The sequence below is a fragment of the Natronocalculus amylovorans genome, from assembly GCF_023638035.1.
In the GTDB taxonomy this organism is placed as follows: Archaea; Halobacteriota; Halobacteria; order Halobacteriales; family Haloferacaceae; genus Natronocalculus; species Natronocalculus amylovorans.
This window is the reverse complement of record NZ_JAKRVX010000001.1, coordinates 225,287-241,127: the sequence shown is the minus strand read 5'-3', so window position 1 is coordinate 241,127 and position 15,841 is coordinate 225,287. Positions and strand designations below refer to the sequence as shown.

Annotated in this window: 17 protein-coding genes; 4 read left to right on the top strand and 13 right to left on the bottom strand. The window is 52.5% G+C overall.

Annotated elements, in window-relative coordinates; all coding sequences use genetic code 11:
- Nucleotides 1-40: 40 nt before the first annotated feature.
- Together AArcSt2_RS01270 and AArcSt2_RS01265 are read right to left on the bottom strand one after the other, a co-directional pair.
- Entirely contained in the window at nucleotides 41-2,008 is a 1,968-nt protein-coding gene (locus tag AArcSt2_RS01270) for a bacterio-opsin activator domain-containing protein (protein WP_250582386.1), read from the bottom strand.
- Nucleotides 2,009-2,095: 87 nt separating this feature from the next.
- Complete coding sequence (locus AArcSt2_RS01265; RefSeq protein ID WP_174652896.1) at nucleotides 2,096-2,959, bottom strand: bacteriorhodopsin; 864 nt, start codon at nucleotides 2,957-2,959, stop codon at nucleotides 2,096-2,098.
- A 117-nt stretch (nucleotides 2,960-3,076) separates the two neighbouring features.
- On the opposite strand from AArcSt2_RS01265, the gene AArcSt2_RS01260 reads away from it, so the two are divergent.
- Entirely contained in the window at nucleotides 3,077-3,922 is an 846-nt protein-coding gene (locus tag AArcSt2_RS01260) for a pantoate kinase (protein ID WP_250582384.1), read from the top strand.
- A gap of 107 nt (nucleotides 3,923-4,029) precedes the next feature.
- On the top strand, nucleotides 4,030-4,779 hold the full coding sequence (locus AArcSt2_RS01255; protein ID WP_174652898.1) for a 4-phosphopantoate--beta-alanine ligase: 750 nt from the start codon (nucleotides 4,030-4,032) through the stop codon (nucleotides 4,777-4,779).
- Nucleotides 4,780-4,797: 18 nt separating this feature from the next.
- Here AArcSt2_RS01255 and AArcSt2_RS01250 read toward each other — a convergent pair whose 3' ends face one another.
- Nucleotides 4,798-4,968 carry a hypothetical protein gene (locus AArcSt2_RS01250; protein ID WP_174652899.1) on the bottom strand — a complete coding sequence of 57 codons (171 nt, stop codon included), beginning with the start codon at nucleotides 4,966-4,968 and terminating at the stop codon, nucleotides 4,798-4,800.
- Between the two features lie 65 nt (nucleotides 4,969-5,033).
- Nucleotides 5,034-6,119: a molybdopterin-dependent oxidoreductase gene (locus AArcSt2_RS01245; protein WP_250582382.1), complete on the bottom strand. Its 1,086-nt coding sequence runs from the start codon at nucleotides 6,117-6,119 to the stop codon at nucleotides 5,034-5,036.
- A gap of 106 nt (nucleotides 6,120-6,225) precedes the next feature.
- Between AArcSt2_RS01245 and fabG the strand changes: the two genes are divergently transcribed.
- A complete protein-coding gene (gene fabG / locus AArcSt2_RS01240; RefSeq protein WP_250582380.1) occupies nucleotides 6,226-7,050 on the top strand; it encodes a 3-oxoacyl-ACP reductase FabG in 825 nt (274 codons plus the stop codon).
- Here fabG and AArcSt2_RS01235 read toward each other — a convergent pair whose 3' ends face one another.
- Both AArcSt2_RS01235 and AArcSt2_RS01230 read right to left on the bottom strand, forming a co-directional pair.
- Nucleotides 7,051-8,208: a pyridoxal phosphate-dependent aminotransferase gene (locus AArcSt2_RS01235; RefSeq protein WP_250582378.1), complete on the bottom strand. Its 1,158-nt coding sequence runs from the start codon at nucleotides 8,206-8,208 to the stop codon at nucleotides 7,051-7,053.
- 56 nt (nucleotides 8,209-8,264) lie between these two features.
- The gene (locus AArcSt2_RS01230; RefSeq protein WP_250582376.1) at nucleotides 8,265-9,284 is read right to left on the bottom strand and encodes a glutathione S-transferase family protein; all 1,020 of its coding nucleotides are present in this window, start codon (nucleotides 9,282-9,284) and stop codon (nucleotides 8,265-8,267) included.
- An 88-nt stretch (nucleotides 9,285-9,372) separates the two neighbouring features.
- Between AArcSt2_RS01230 and AArcSt2_RS01225 the strand changes: the two genes are divergently transcribed.
- Complete coding sequence (locus tag AArcSt2_RS01225) at nucleotides 9,373-9,864, top strand: metal-dependent hydrolase (protein ID WP_174652903.1); 492 nt, start codon at nucleotides 9,373-9,375, stop codon at nucleotides 9,862-9,864.
- Nucleotides 9,865-9,866: 2 nt separating this feature from the next.
- On the opposite strand, the gene AArcSt2_RS01220 is transcribed toward AArcSt2_RS01225, so the two are convergent.
- The 7 genes from AArcSt2_RS01220 to AArcSt2_RS01190 all read right to left on the bottom strand — a co-directional run bounded on the left by AArcSt2_RS01220 (nucleotide 9,867) and on the right by AArcSt2_RS01190 (nucleotide 15,825).
- The gene (locus AArcSt2_RS01220; RefSeq protein WP_250582374.1) at nucleotides 9,867-11,444 is read right to left on the bottom strand and encodes a flippase; all 1,578 of its coding nucleotides are present in this window, start codon (nucleotides 11,442-11,444) and stop codon (nucleotides 9,867-9,869) included.
- A gap of 112 nt (nucleotides 11,445-11,556) precedes the next feature.
- Nucleotides 11,557-11,955: an FxLYD domain-containing protein gene (locus AArcSt2_RS01215; protein ID WP_250582372.1), complete on the bottom strand. Its 399-nt coding sequence runs from the start codon at nucleotides 11,953-11,955 to the stop codon at nucleotides 11,557-11,559.
- A 57-nt stretch (nucleotides 11,956-12,012) separates the two neighbouring features.
- On the bottom strand, nucleotides 12,013-12,690 hold the full coding sequence (locus AArcSt2_RS01210) for a class I SAM-dependent methyltransferase (protein WP_250582370.1): 678 nt from the start codon (nucleotides 12,688-12,690) through the stop codon (nucleotides 12,013-12,015).
- Nucleotides 12,691-12,769: 79 nt separating this feature from the next.
- A complete protein-coding gene (locus AArcSt2_RS01205) occupies nucleotides 12,770-13,678 on the bottom strand; it encodes a thiamine-phosphate synthase family protein (protein WP_250582368.1) in 909 nt (302 codons plus the stop codon).
- Nucleotides 13,675-14,274, bottom strand: coding sequence for a dCTP deaminase (gene dcd, locus AArcSt2_RS01200; protein WP_250582366.1), 600 nt, complete (start codon nucleotides 14,272-14,274; stop codon nucleotides 13,675-13,677). Before dcd ends, AArcSt2_RS01205 begins: the two co-directional genes overlap by 4 nt.
- Nucleotides 14,275-14,317: 43 nt before the next feature.
- Nucleotides 14,318-15,022, bottom strand: a complete 705-nt coding sequence (locus AArcSt2_RS01195; RefSeq protein ID WP_250582364.1) for a TOBE domain-containing protein — start codon at nucleotides 15,020-15,022, stop codon at nucleotides 14,318-14,320.
- Nucleotides 15,023-15,060: 38 nt separating this feature from the next.
- Nucleotides 15,061-15,825: an amino acid ABC transporter ATP-binding protein gene (locus AArcSt2_RS01190; protein ID WP_250582362.1), complete on the bottom strand. Its 765-nt coding sequence runs from the start codon at nucleotides 15,823-15,825 to the stop codon at nucleotides 15,061-15,063.
- Between the last annotated feature and the right edge of the window lie 16 nt (nucleotides 15,826-15,841).

The following is a 15,841-nucleotide window of genomic DNA, read 5'->3' as shown; positions in this document are numbered from 1 at the left end:
TCTCAGCCTGAGCACAAATGCAGAAATAACTGCACATTCGCTATTCGTCGAGATACGCATCGACGATTTTCTTTTCAGCAGCCCGCAAATGCTGATGGAACGTCTGTCGAGAGATGTCCATTGTTGCAGCAAGGTCATCGCCATCAACTGAGCGTGGCCACTCGAAATAGCCATTTAGATGTGCACTCTCGATTGCCGTCTGTTGACGATCGGTTAGTCGGCTACGGACCGTTGCTTGAAACTCTGGTGGTGATGGGTTACGGTTCTCTCGCTCTTTTTGTGCACGGAGCGAAACCCCCGTATACACCTCCGTAAGACGTGTGTAAATCGACCGAACATCTTGTTCGACTGGTGATGTGACCACAACTTCCGCGGTAGCTCCATCTGCGTGAGCCTGTACGATGTGTGCGTTTTCGTCTGCGAAAGATGAAAACACGGCAGTAGTAGCCATGGTGAGTGCAACTGTTGTTCTTCCATCTCCCTCATCGATGCGCCGAACCGCAGAGACGGGTGTAAGTGCGGTCAACTGGTCTATGTTACAGCCTTGAGAACACAGTGTGAGATAGAGCTCATAACAACCGTTCTGAGACCCAGCTCCGACACCAAGATATTCAACATCTGTGCCTATATGTGCTGCAATCTCATTCAAAAGGAATGATTCATCTTCGATTTTAAATGTCGTCTCATTAATCTGGTTTGTTGTCCACATTCGCGCTGTTTCAACAATGTGGAGTCCAGTCGCGATTATCGCACCCAGCGATTCAAATAACGTGAGCTCACGATCATCGACAAGGTCTGCATCTGCAATATGAATACCAAGAACGCCATACTCTTTTGGTGCATAGTGGAGCGGGACAAGGAGCAGCTGTTCACCGTCAGACTGTTGTGGGTGTATTGGTGTTTCTGTACAGAGGTCACCCGAAACCAGTGTTGCAGTAGTCGACTCAATCGCAGTGACAATCGGCTCAGACAGTCTCTCATATGACACAGTCTGTGACCCCTCAACAGTGTACCCCGATGTCGTTGCAATATGCAGCGCTTCCGAGTCAACGCAGGCAATCCAACTCCCACTGCAGCCATCTGCCTCGACAACCGCACGACAAATCCGTCGCTCGATCGCTTCACGGGTGGTTTCCTCAATCAACGCTTCGACAACCAGCTCAAACAGTCCATCAATCCGGGTGAGAATTCGGTCTAACACTGCACGTTCTGCTGCTAACTCCGTTGTCCGGTCACGTGCGAGCGCTTCTGCCCGCTTTCGTTCAGTGACATCATTTTGGAATCCAACATACTGCTGTAACGTCCCGTTAGCATCAAAAACCGGCGCAAGTGTCAACTCATTCCAGAACGACGTCCCGTCTTTTCGATAGTTCTTGAGGACTGTTGTGATCGGTTCGTTATTCGCAACTGCATGCCTGATTTTGGTAACCGTCTCGGTATCGGTTTCCGGACCTTGGAGCACTCGTGCATTTTTTCCAAGCAGCGTCTCCGTTTCATATCCGCTCATCTCCGTCCATGTTTCGTTCACGTAGACCAACGGATTGTCCGTTTGTGAGGGATCTGTAATACTGACTCCAATAGGTGCGCTATCGACCGCATGCGCAATTTCTGCATCGGTCGGCACTGTGTGCGTGCGCTGGTCTGCTATTACGTCCTGTTTCTGTAGCCAGCCGCAGATCGTTGGCACAATGTCATGGCCCTCTTCGAAATCAACCGTCTCGATCATGTCTTCATCCACAACAAATTGCGATTCACCTTCTCGACCGACAAGCAGACACGGTCGTTCTTGTTCGGACTGCAGTAGTGCGTTAACAAGCACCGATACGTTATCGGGCTCTGCTGTTGTTGACAGTACAACACACGCTATCGGGAGCTCTCGATCGATTAGCTGAGCCACGGCGTTCGACACTGTTGGGGCGGTCACAACGTCGATCGATCGTTCTGAGCAGGCTTCTCGGAGCCGATCGTTCTGTGCTGGAAGAACACTCAAGACGCAAGCAGTGGACACAGCCTACACTATGTCATATTCATCAATGAGTGTTATGCACACAAACACTGAAAAAATAAACCGCAATCCCGAATTAGTTGTGTTCGTTTAGTCGTCTGCTGGTGTTGCAGCTGCAGATTTAGATTTCCGGGTCGCACCGTAGTCTGAACCGGCAGTGATCTCGGATGGCTCTTTTGCGACGTACATGACGATCAAGAGCGTCACAATGTATTTGGTGATAATGTCAAGGATACTGTAGCCCCACGATGTCAACCCAACATCGAGCACTGCAATTCCTTCAACACCAAGTCCCCAAAGAATTGGGTAGCCAAACCAACCGACAACAGTCAACAGTTTCAACGTGTTGAACAGATCGGACGTTCCAGCGGCCTCTGCCTCTGCAGACCACTCAACAAGAATGATGTAGACGATCACGAGGAAGAAGATCGAACTCAGCACAAACCACCACCAGCGCATGAGAACGGAAGACGTTGTCAGCGCGGCTGCAAGTCCGGTGACACACATTGCGATCGTGAACGCAACGGATGTTCCGATTTTCGTTAGATTAGATCCTGCAATGAGCCCGAGCGAGATGAGAATGAACGGTGTAGAGAATGTCCATGTGAGATACCGACCCCACATAGTCAACACCTCTTCTCCTGCTCTGGCATGCCCTGCCGGCATCTCTATGAAACTTATTGTCAGTCCAGATGTCAGCCCTGTGTAGCTGGAAATCGAGACAACCGAAATAAGCATCGTGGAAATAACGATGAGCTGTGCTCGCGGGTCACTGACACCACGTGCAAGGAAGACGATTGCAAGAATCGTTAATCCTGCCAGCGCAATGTTTGCAACAAACGAACTGGCGAGCAGCGTGTCATTAAAAATAAATTCAAAAATCTCTGCCTGTGTTTCTGGTGTTTGTAACACCGTATCCTGTGCACCCAACAATACCGTACTGGTCGTTGTCATATACGACACATTATATATACGTATAGAATGTATATCAATTGACTCCCATACTAGTAAGGTATCTTGCGAAGATAGCGAAAGAGAAGCGTTATTCGCTCGCTACTCTTTGCGAGTGATATGACGACTGAGGCGAGTACGGATGCAGCCACCGCGTTCGTTCCGGGGCATATTACGGGCTTTTTTAGTACGCATCCTGCAGACACGCCTGTTGAATCTGGAAGCCGAGGTGCAGGGATCACACTCACGCATGGAGTAGATGTTTGCGTTGCTGAAGGCACTGGAACAACACTCAACGGAGAACATGTTTCCGTTGAGCCTGTGGACAGGGTGCTCGATATGCTTGCCATTGATGTTGCTGTGACCGCGGAGACTCCACTTCCACTTGGTGCCGGATTTGGCGTCTCCGGTGCACTGTCACTTGGCACTGCACTCGCAGCGAATGCAGCCTTCGACTGTGGCCGATCGGAAAACGAACTCATCTCGATCGCCCACAATGCAGAGGTTGAGTCAGGAACGGGACTTGGGGATGTCGTCTCACAAGCACGTGGGGGCGTTCCGATTAGACTCTCTCCGGGGGCACCTGGGTACGGGTTACTTGACGGAATACCAGCCCCATCGCAGATTGAGTACTGTACGTTTGGTGAACTTTCGACCGAGTCTGTCCTTTCAGGGGATACAACAAGACTCACCAACGCGGGTGAAACTGCACTTGAGACGCTCATAGAGCGGCCAACACTCGATCGATTGATGACGTGCTCACAGCAGTTCGCCCGTGAGGCCGGATTGCTTACCTCTGAGGTTGCGGCTGCGATCGAAGCTGTTGACGCTGTCGGTGGCTCCGCTGCAATGGCAATGCTCGGCCAAACAGTGTTTGCACTTGGAACTGGGCTCTCGGATGCTGGATACGAGCCCTCTGTCTGTCGGACACACGCAACTGGTGCGAGCCTTCGGCTGCGTGAATGAGAACATGAACGAGACTGAGGATGGGTCTGTGCGTACACGAGTGTGAATACGCACCGCAGTGACCACAGAAAGTCGTTGTTTTTATCTTTGAGTTGCTATCTGCAGATATGAGTGAGATCGATATTCCTGAGGATCATCCTCGCTACCAATCGCTTTTGACGCGACATCGGATCGAAGAGGGCGTTGAAAACGGTATCACAAGCAAGCAGGGCCTCATCGCGGAGGGTCGTGGTGAAGCGTTTGATTATTTATTGGGTGAGCGGACAATCGAGAGCGCAGACCGCGCTGAACGGACCGCAGCTGCATATCTGCTCCGAGCAGAACACCCCGTGCTTTCAGTTAATGGGAACGTTGCTGCCCTTGTCCCGAGAGAGATAATCGAGTTAGCAACTGTTGTCAACGCTGAGATCGAGATCAACCTTTTCAATAGAACACCGGAGCGGATGGATGCGATCGAAGCACATCTCCACTCGCATGGTGCAGCTGCTGTCAAAGGGCGTACTGCGGATGGTCGGATCCCCGGATTGAGTCACGAGCGGGCGAAAGTGGACGCGGATGGGATTGGATCTGCAGATGTTGTTCTGGTTCCGTTAGAGGACGGCGATCGAGCAGAAGCGCTCGCAGCAATGGGGAAAATCGAACTCGTCATTGATCTCAACCCGCTCTCTCGATCGGCACAACACGCAACCGTGCCGATTATTGATAACATCCTTCGAGCGGTTCCGAATATCGCCGCTCATGCGAAAGACCTCGCTGATGCATCTGATGCGGAACTGACTGACATTATTGATGCATTTGATTCATCTGAAGCACTCACGGCTGCAGAGGATGCGATCAGAACTGGGCGGCTATCCTAATCGCAATTCTAATGACTGTTAGAATGGCATCACAAAGCCAGTACTGCCGATCGGTCCCTCTGTTGTAATTACAAATAGTCCAACAACAACTGCAAGTGACAGTGCAATAAGGAGCATTAAAACCGTACTAATGCCACTCATTGCCCGTGTATCCATTGTATATAGTGACTCTACAATCGAACCCGGCATTGGTTGTCGTTTCGGTCCCACGGTGATAAATACGTGCGGCTTTCGCAACCGTCCACACTGACTTATTAGAACCCACTGATGAGCGTGACGAGCCATTGTGCAGGATCGTTTTCCGATCGAACCTCGATCCGTGTGACCCACTTGACCCATTGAAATCCTCGGCGACCCGGTGCAACAAGTCGGAGTGGCGCACCGTGGCCGTGGCTCAGTTGCTCTCCACCAACGTGCGTTGCAACAATGGTTTCTTTCGCTTCGTCGATCGGAAGGCTCCAGCGATAGCCGGTGACAGACACAAACCGTACCCACTGTCCAGCAGCTGTCTCCCCACCTGCCGCCGCAAGCAGATCAGCAACGCGATAGCCACCCCACGTCTGTTCGGTATACCATCCGCTTGTACAGTCGAGGAGTGCATCAACGTCAGCTTGGCCTGTTAACTCCTGATATGAGAGTTCAATCGGCTGCTGAACATGACCTATAATCTGTAGGTGCCATGCCTCTCGATCGATCGGCTCAGGATTATCTGCAACCCACGATGTTACCGGAAAACTCCCATTGCCCTGACCAGTCCGTGGCTGTGACCCGGTGAAGCGTCGGTCCGCGCCCGGTGTTGCAAAACGTCGGTTAATAGCCTCCTGAAGCCGGTATACCACTGCACCCCCGATAAGAAGGCCGCTGTACTGGAGCGCCGCTCTACGTGTTGTAAAATCAACTCGACGTGGTGGGTGAAACCGTGTCCACATGTGTGGAATGAGGAGTATAAAAAGCGCCAATCCAAATCCAACATGGACGCTCAACAGCGTCCAGTATGAAATCCTGATATCAAGACCAAACACCCAAACGATGCCCGTTATCAGTGCGCCACCCGCAGCGATCGTTGTAAGTACTGATAGCAGCGTGGATGGCTGCCACTGCTCTCTATTCAGTAGCCGATACCGTACTCGTCGAAGTTTGAAAATGAGCAACACAATGAGTCCGAGCCCAACAATCCGATGAATCCAAAAGATGGGCCATCCCTCGGGCGTCCCGAGTGTGAACGAGACAAATCCGGTGATCACCTCAACACAAATCAGCACAAAGAGCGACCAATCAACAAGACGCGGCGGTGGCTCCGCTTTGGACAGCCACCGAAAGGCCGACTCACGCCCAGGCACATTAGGAGTTCTGTCTCCATGCACATGAACTTCGTGGGTACGCTCTCAAAAAACTGAACAGTTCGGCTGAATTAGGGCTATGTGGTATCTTCACGACTAGTTTTGTATGAGCTCCGAAACAGCAGACAATGGAACTGCGACCGGTACTGATGAGCGCGTTGCCCTTGTCACTGGCGCTGGTCATGGAATTGGCCGTGGTATTGCACACCGGCTTGCAGCTGATGGCTATGCAGTCTCGGTTGTTGACATTGACGAAGATGCAGCGCACGAGGTCGCAGATGAGATTCATAACCTTGGTGAACAGGGCGATGCGATTGCGCTACCGGCTGATGTCACTGACCTTGCGACGATCGAAATGGCTGTCGAAGCGACGGTTGACAGCCTTGGTGGAATTGATGTTGTTGTCGCAAACGTTGGTGTCTACCCATCAGGCCGTATTGATGCGCTCTCGGTTGACTCATGGCACGAAATTATGGATATCAATCTTGCAGGCGCATTCCGAACGGTCAAAGCGTCGCTCCCAGCACTCAAACAGAGTGATTCTGGACGGATTGTCCTTACATCCTCAATCACCGGTCCGATGACTGGCTACCCCGGATGGGCACACTACGGTGCAACAAAAGCAGGATTGCTTGGATTCATGCGATCGGCTGCGCTTGAGCTTGCACCTGAGGGAATTACGATCAATGCAGTCCTTCCAGGGAATGTGAAAACTGAACAGCTGGAAGCATTGGGCGATGAGTACATCGAAGAGATGACAGAAAGCGTCCCCCTCGGAACGCTTGGTACGCCGGAAGACATCGGGGCTGCGGTTGCATTCTTGGCGTCCAAAGATGCGGGGTTCATTACCGGCCATCCGTTGGTCATCGATGGTGGACAGACACTGCCTGAGTCACAGGCTGCACTCTCGGAAATGAGCGTCTCAGAGTAGCTACCACGATCGAAGGGCAGTTTCGATCCGATCGAATCCCTCCTCAATCTGCGCCGTCGAATTTGCAAAGCTCAGCCGGAGTCGGCCCTTTCCTGCGGTACCAAACCCGTCTCCGGGTGCAAGTACTACGCCAAACTCAGAGAGTAGCCGCTTTGCAATCGACAGCGATGAGCCGGAAAGCTCCGGCTCGATAAACGCATAAAAGGCCGCTTGTGGATCCGGTGCCGAAAGGCCATCAATCTCCGCAATTCGATCGACAACCAGCTCACGGCGCCCTTTGAACGTCTCGTACATCTCCACAACGGGCTCTTGTGGCCCTGTGAGTGCAGCCAATGCGGCGTGCTGTACAATGCTTGGCGCACATGACGTTGTAGACTCGTGAATTGTATTTACGCCATCAATGAATGCAGGGTCGCCTGCAATCCACCCAAGCCGCCAGCCAGTCATGGCGTGCGTTTTTGAAACTGACCCGATCGTGAGCACGTGCTCATGTTCATCAACGTAGCCTGCGATGCCGCGTGGCGCTCGATCGTACGTCAACCCAAGATACACCTCATCCGCAATGACTGCAACATCGTGCGCTGCTGCAGCTTCAACAACCGCACGGACCGGTTTCTCATCAAACACACGACCGGTGGGGTTAGATGGAGTACAGAGCACAACTGCAGCGGTCTCTGGACCCATCCGTTCGATCACTGCGTCTGCATCCAATGCATATCCGGTCTCCGCTGAGAGTGGAATCTCAACCGGCGTTCCGCCAGCAAGTGTGGCCTGCATCGGATAGTTCGGCCAGACTGGTGATGGGAGGAGAACCTCCTGGCCGGGTTCAACGGTTGCAAGCATTGCGAGGTGGAGCGCTTCCATCCCCCCAACTGTAATCGTCACTCCGTCGGGCGTTGCTGGAACACCATACGAGGACTGCAGCATCTCGGCAACAGCAGCTCGAAGCTCTGGAATACCCGCATTTGCGGTATATCCGGTGTGACCGTTTTTTGCCGCGGCCGTTGCAGCATCAATAATGTGTGCTGGTGTCTGAAAATCCGGCTGTCCAACTTCGAGCCGCACGAGATCGTGGTCCGCCTGTTCTGCGAGATCGAACATCACACGGATGCTTGACGGCGTACTATTCTTTACACGCGTAGTCTGTGAGAGAGTCATACGCTGTAGAGGTGAAGGGATATAAAAAGCGATCGGGCAGCGGAAATACGCGGTCGCTATCTAGCTAGCGCTGCAGGCAGTTCGCCGCCAAAATCGGCCCGATCGTGTGGTGCGGTGAAATCAAGACCAGGTCCACGAGCAATGATTCCACTTGGCGTTACGCCTGGATGTGTTGTGTAGTAGTGTGCTTTGATGTGCTCCATGTTGACGGTCTCTGCAACACCAGATAGCTGGTAGAGTTCACGAAGATATGGCCACATATTTTCGTATTCGTGGATATGCTTCTTGTTACACATGAAGTGAGTGTGATACACCTGGTCAAAGCGGACAAGCGTTGTAAACATACAGATATCTGCTTCCGTAAGCCGATCGCCAACAAGGAATCGCTGCTCACCGAGGAGCTCGTTCCAGTGATCAAGCGCAGCAAACAGCTCGTCAATCGCGTCATCATATGGCCCCTGTTTCGTTGCAAATCCAGCACGGTAGACGCCGTTGTTGATCGGCTCGTAGATCTCTGTAATCACCGAATCAATCTCCGATCGGAGCGACTCAGGTGCGAGCGTAACATCGTTTTTTCCAATCTCTGTGAACGCGGTCGAGAGCTGGCGGATAATCTCTCGTGACTCGTTGTTGACGATCGTCTCTGTCTCTGTATCCCAGAGGACGGGCACGGTTACACGTCCGGTTACGTCGGAATCTGCCTTCATATACAGTTCACGCAAGTAATCTGCGCCGTATAGGTGATCTTTAGTACAGCCGTCTTTTTCGGGCGTAAACTGCCAGCCATCCTCCCCTCGCCATGGATCGACAACCGAGACCGAGATTGCATCTTCGAGTCCAAGGAGTGCACGGACGAGAAGCGCTCTGTGTGCCCATGGACACGCATAGGAGACGTACAGGTGGTATCGTCCTGCCTCCGGCTGAAATCGATCAGTTGGTTCTGCGTCAACATGCTCTGGGACTGCAGCGCCAGCAATCCAATCGCGGAATGCGGTTTCACTCCGATCGAACGCGCCAGACTCGTCTGTGCTTTTGTATGCATCTGTGCGCCACTCACCGTCGACGAGCATATTCATGTTCGAATAGTGGGTTGATAGATGGTTAAGCATTGATCTGTCGCTAAAAGCCAGTGTGTTCATAGTATTCGACGCTCAAGTAGGTGGTATGTACGCGCTCGGACACATCGGGATCTCGCTTGTTCTCTATGCCCCGATCGCCGCTTGGTATCTTCAAAACGGTGCGGTAGAGATGGCACTCCTCGGTGGCGTTTTAATGGCTGCACTGGGGGTACTGCCGGATATTGATGAGTATACGGAGCTGATTCCGCACCGTGGCCCAACACACACGGTCTGGTTTGCGATCGCAGTCGGCACAGTTGTCGGCCTTACTGCGTGGGCCCTTACGACCGTTATTGGTGCTGTCGATCCACTCGGAGCCGCGGTTCAATTCGGACTGCTTGGATCACTCGCAATTTTGGGACACCTTGCAGGCGATATTATTACACCGATGGGCGTCTGGCCGTTTCGACCGCTTTCGAAGTGGCACTACACGTTTGAAATCACGCCTGCAAAAAACCCTGCTGCAAACCGGCTCTTTTTTTTGGTAGGGATTGCGTCATCCTGTGGGATCGGGACCCTATTTTTGCTCGTGTTATAATCTCACCGTGACCATGAATTGATCCGCTCAACACCACGTTTGAGTCGCGGATCGATCTCTCCTGCAACTGTTGCATCTGACTCGGTGATTCCGCCAAACAGCCCAATGAAAAACAGATAGACTGCAAGGACAACGATCGGAAGTATAACGCCCGTCAGCAGTACTGACTGAATAAATAACACGACGATCGCCCCCGCGATCGCGGCAGGAACTGCTGCTGCAAGCACGCGACCGAGCGTAGCCGTGAATGGGTGTATCCGTCGGTAGTAGTACAGTTCAACAAGCGCGGCAACACCTGCAATTCCAAGCGCTGCAGAGGACCCAACTGCAGCACCAAGAATACCGATTCGAGGCACTAACAGCAGGCTCACAGTGATGTTTGTAATAAAAAGTAGCGCCGTGTTGATGAACACAAGCCGGGAATATCCTAATCCTTGGAGGAGCGAGCCACCTGGGCCGCCACCTGCAATACTTAGCATATAGCCGACTGCCAGTATTGCAATAACCGGCGCTGCAACAACGTACTGTGGAGTAAAAATAAGCGACAGGTAGGTAGTTGCACCCAGTGTGAGAATAAGCAGGACCGGGAGGGTAAAGCCAATCACCCACCGAACTGCAGTTTGATACCGATCGCGCACTGCCGAATCGTTTGTCCGTTCTTCTGCAATAAGCGGCTTAAAAACAGGAGCAAGCGCCGCAAAGAAAATGAGCAGATTCTCACCAAGCATGTATCCCACTCGATAAAATCCAACATCCTCCGAGGTTAGAAAGTACCCAACAATCAGATAATCAACTTGGCCAAGTACAACATAAATAACGCTCGCAAATGCCAGCGGAACTGAGTACCAAAACAGCTCTTTTGTCGGTGTCCACGTGATCGATCGGCCGACGTACTGCTTGCCATACCGGATGAGCAAGATGCTCCCAACAACAATACATGCCGCAAGCCCAATGATGTAGCCGCCGACAACGCCTATCAGACCAAACCCGGCGATGAGTAATAGTGCGGTTGCAACGAGTCGCGTTGTTGGGCGGGTAATATCTCGAACATAGACACGGAATTTGAGCTTCTTGATTCCGTTAAATGAGGCCAATAATACGTTGTACGCCGCAAGCAGCGGCAACGCAACGCTTAATAAAACTAGCGCGAGCCGAAGTGATGGCTCTCCAAACTGCTCTGCAAGCAGCCCTGCTGTGAGATACAACACAATGCCGACAAGAACAGAAATAATGGCAACGTATACAACAACCTGTATGAATACGCCGCGAACTGCATCGATACGGCCCTCGCTTAAATACTGCGGCACATAGTAGTCGATCGCTCGCGGCAGCCCGAGGGTTGCAAACACCTGGACAAACAGAATAATCGATGTTGCGAGAATGAACAGCCCGTAGACGGATGGGCTGACCAATCTTGTGATGATCGCAATAATGATGAAGCCAAATGACTTCTTGACAATATCACCAATAAATGTGATACTCCCCTGTTTTGCGAGCGTAACATGTCCATCATCAGAGTCACTATCCTGCGTATCTGGTGGCCCACTGATCGGTGGCTGTGGTGGGTCAGTCGGACTCATTATCGCCTCCAGTCCACCCGATCAATGGATATGTGTAAATGGACGTCAGTTGAGACCTTTGCAAGCGATACTGTAGATGAAACATGGCTCTGTGTCTGAGAGGTGCGGCTGTTTAGATATTTGTCACAACCTCAAGTTCGTACCCAACGACGCGTTCGGCAGCGTCTCCCGTTCGTGGAAATTCGATCTCAAACTCCCAGCGCCGACCGGCAGTCACATCATTGATATGCTCAACAGTGCTGTCTAGCAGCTCGTCATCCTCGTCGAAAAACCGTGCCTGTATCTCGACGTAGGTGAGCTGTCGATCGCTTACGTTCTCTGCGATTCCTTCCACTCTGACTGCTTCTTCCTCGGTTCCGGGATTTTCGCGGACGAGCCGGTCCTCAATAATCTCTACGAGTGGTTCTTCTTCCTCCCCGGGGAGCCCAAGAGGGCGATCGCGACTGAGGCAACCTGCCGAGGCGCCGCTTAGAGAAAGTGCTGTTCCAACGAGGACCTGCCGTCGGCGCATACGTACTGTGTAACGGTGCCGGACCGATATACCCACCGGATCAGCGATTAGTTCGCGTCATTCTTCAATCGTTACACTACTGATTCGAATAAACCCACACGCCCGCGTCTTATATCTCGGTGTTTGTGTCTTCGTATGAAGCCGTGCGTGTGCTGCCGCAACTCGTTGATCGAGCCGATCGATCGCGGCGCTGTCCCGCGCTGCGGCTGGCGGCGATGTCGCACGGACCACTGCAGAAAATAGTGGATTAATGAATGTCCCACCGATACTGCTGCTTCGAGCAAGATCAAGCAGTCCAACCGTCCCACCCTCACCGACGATCGCGGCCCACCGATCAACCATCGATGCTGGGTCGTCTACCATCCCGCTCACAAACGAACTAAAAATAACATCTACCTGTGAGCCGTCTTCCACAGGTGAAAGCGGCGGTTGTGTTGCATCCGCTCGAATCAGATGGACATTTTCCCAGCCATGTCGATCGATCCGATCGGCCGCAAGAGCGAGCACACCTGGAGAAAAATCAATACCAACGACGGTACCGTCTGTTCCAACCTGTTCGCGGAGGTATGGGAGATTTGCTCCCGTTCCACATCCCATTTCGACAACAGTGTCACCAGGTGCAACGCCAAGATGGTCGATCGCAGCACGCCGGATCAATCCAACACCAGGTATCTTCGCCGAAATAATATCGTACAGCCACGCCCACCGCGTATAGAAGCCTTGTGCAGTCGTCATTGCTGCCACCAACGATCCGGTGTGAATATGTTCATGCAGTCTGTTCGGTAACAGCCCACAAAAACCTACACCGAGTATCCTATTTCAGCTCTCGTGCAACGGTTGCAGCAGCCTGTGCATCCGGTGCAATAATATAGATAATCGGTTCAATTCCCATCGCACCAGTCTGATACAATACAAATGCTTCCTCAAGTTCAGTACCCGACAGTGCGGTTTCGATCGTTTCGGTAACCGTACTGCACGCTTCGGAGCTAAACTCGATGGTCTGATACCCGTTTTCTGAAAGCGCTGCAATGAGTTCGGGTGTATATTTGATATTTACGGCGCCGCGTGCAGTAGCACCACTCTCTCGTGCAGCCAAGAGGACTGATGCGACATGTTCACTCAATCCAAACTCCGGCTCACCGGGAACTGTTGCCTGTCCTTTCACGTCAAAAATACGTCCCGGAATTCCTGCGACATCTTCGATCGTATACGCGTCCGGATGACACTCAACTAGATTTGACCCCACGTTCGGGATGAGTGCCGCGAAGCCGCTTGCGTTTGTCAGCGTTCTGAGCCCGCGCCGAACCGACGATCGGACGCGTTCTGCGGTCCGAAGCTGGCTATCTGGATCATGAACTGAAAAGTCTGCATCCGTCTCAGCCAACTCAGGCATTGCCTCCTCGTGAAGCTCTGCGAGTAGATCACCGTCTTCTAACTGACGAATGAGCACTTCGATTTCGACGAGTGCTTGGACACGGCTCATGTCTCCGTTTGCCAGTCCATCCGCGATGCGAGTGACCAGATCTTGGACCCGCGTATCTGCAACGATCCGTTTGTGGCGGGCGACATCGCCATGTGCATACTTTGAGACTGCAGATTGGCTAATTCCAAGTGCGTTTGCGACCTCTCGTTGTGTGAGCCCATACTCGCGGAGATCCTCTGCGAGCATCGATCGAAGCGTCGGCAAAAACTCATCGACGACGATCTCTTCAATAAATCTCATTCAGTGGTCTCTCCGTCCCGTTCAAACTCAGGATCACTGCCGATCCGGGATGCTTGTGGGCCTTTCTGGTCTTGGTATTTCGAACCACGCTCTGAGCCATACGGTCGCTCTGCAGGAGAGGTCATCTTTGTAAACGTAAGCTGTGATGCACGCATCCCGGGGGTGAGTGCAACCGGTGCGGTTCCGAGATTTGACAGTTCAAGCGTAATTTGGCCTTGGTACCCCGGGTCACACAGCCCGGCTGTCGCATGCACCACGATCGCAAGCCGGCCAAGTGACGATCGGCCTTCAACATGTGCAACAAGATCATCCGGTATCTCTACCCGTTCTTTGGTTGTTCCCAGTACGAAATCACCTGGGTGAAGAATGAACTCATCACCCTCCTCAACGTAGGTTTCGGTTACGTAATCATCAACTTCTTCGGTGCTGTTTGGGTGTATACATGGAATGTTTGCCCGCTGGAACTCCAAAAATTCGGAGCCAAGTCGCAAGTCGATGCTTGCTGGCTGAATCTGCATCTCGGGATCGTCGATCGGATCAATGACTAAATCCCCCTCTTCAAGCCGTCTTCTTAAGTCCCTATCTGAGAGTATCATATAGCGAGTTCGCCGTACTGCGGGCGGTAAAAACTCCCGATTATCATCGGTTATCTGCCGTCGATCGATCCGTGACCGCTCGTGCTGCAGTTGCTTTGAATGAAGCACATACAGGGTCTCCAACTGCAAGATCCAGCCGAGTACAGCTCTCTGCAGTCAAAAGCGCACGCAGCTCATGTCCATTGATCGAGACGCCAATACGTACAATCCCATCCTGTGTATCGACTGAGGAGACCTTTCCATCGTAGCTGTTCCGCCGGCTTGTCTCATTTTCGTTTGCGGCACCGTCCGGCGTATCAAGCACAACGGCATCAGAGCGAACACCGACCCGAACGGGTGTACGCTCCGTCTCCGGTACAAGTGCGCGTATCGGGCCAATGTCTGTTTCAACGGTTCCAATCTGTCCCGATCGAACCGTGACAGTGCCATGAAACACGGATTCATCAACGGTCGTTACACCCGTTAGTTCAGCATGGAGCCTGTCAAATCGAGCACAGAGTTGGTGTGCCCGGTCTGTCAGTGCAGTTCCACCACCATCTGCACCCCCACGTTGTCGTGTTGTTAGTGAGCCAATCTCGGATTCTAGTTCCACAACACGTCGTTGTAGATGTGCATAGGATCGGCCAAGCGACGCCGCAGCCGCAGAGAGCGATCCGGTTCGATCGATCGCTCGAAGAAGTTCGATGTCTTTCGCGGTGACGGTTGCGTCTCCGATCGATAGCGTTGCCTCGAAGCCGCGCTCAGTCATCGGTTCTCTCCATGTCCGAGTGATATGGTGGATGCATATTAATATACCAACTCGCCGTCGATGAACTTCTGTGTTCGTGGGTCCTGTGGTGAAGAAAAAAGCTGCTCGGTAGGGCCAATTTCGACAACTTCGCCATCCAACAGCAATGCGACCCGATCGGCAATCCGTTGTGCTTGATGCATATCATGTGTTGCGACAACGGCACCAATTTCACCACGAGTGGCCGTGATAACTGCATCTTCAATGACGGCAGTGTTCCGTGGATCGAGATCGCTTGTTGGTTCGTCAAACAGCAGGTATGTTGGGTCATATGCCATTGCACGTGCAAACGCAACACGCTGTGCCTCGCCACCGGATAGCGACTCTACTGGTGTTTCGATCGCATCCTCCATTCCGACAAGCGAGAGTGCATTGACGACCGGCTGTGGTGGCGTTCGATTACCAATAACCGGAACGAGATCACGGAACCGAGTCCGCCAGGACCGACGCACTCGAAGCCCATACTCCACATTTCGTCGGACAGTCGTTCCGAACAGATTCGGCTCTTGAAATACCATCCCAACTGATCGGCGTTTTGTCAGTCGCTCTCGCTCCGTCGCTGCCCAGATATCAGTTTGATCCACACGCACCGTTCCTGCCTCCGGCCGTTCAAACAGCCCGAGGGTTCGCAAAAGCGTACTTTTTCCTGCTCCTGACGGTCCAATCAGTGCCAGAATCTCACCGCGTTCGATCGTCACTGAAACCGCTTCAAATACCGTTGTCTCTCCAAACCTCCGGGCTACATTCTCTACGCGTAATGCCATTAGATATCACCTTGCG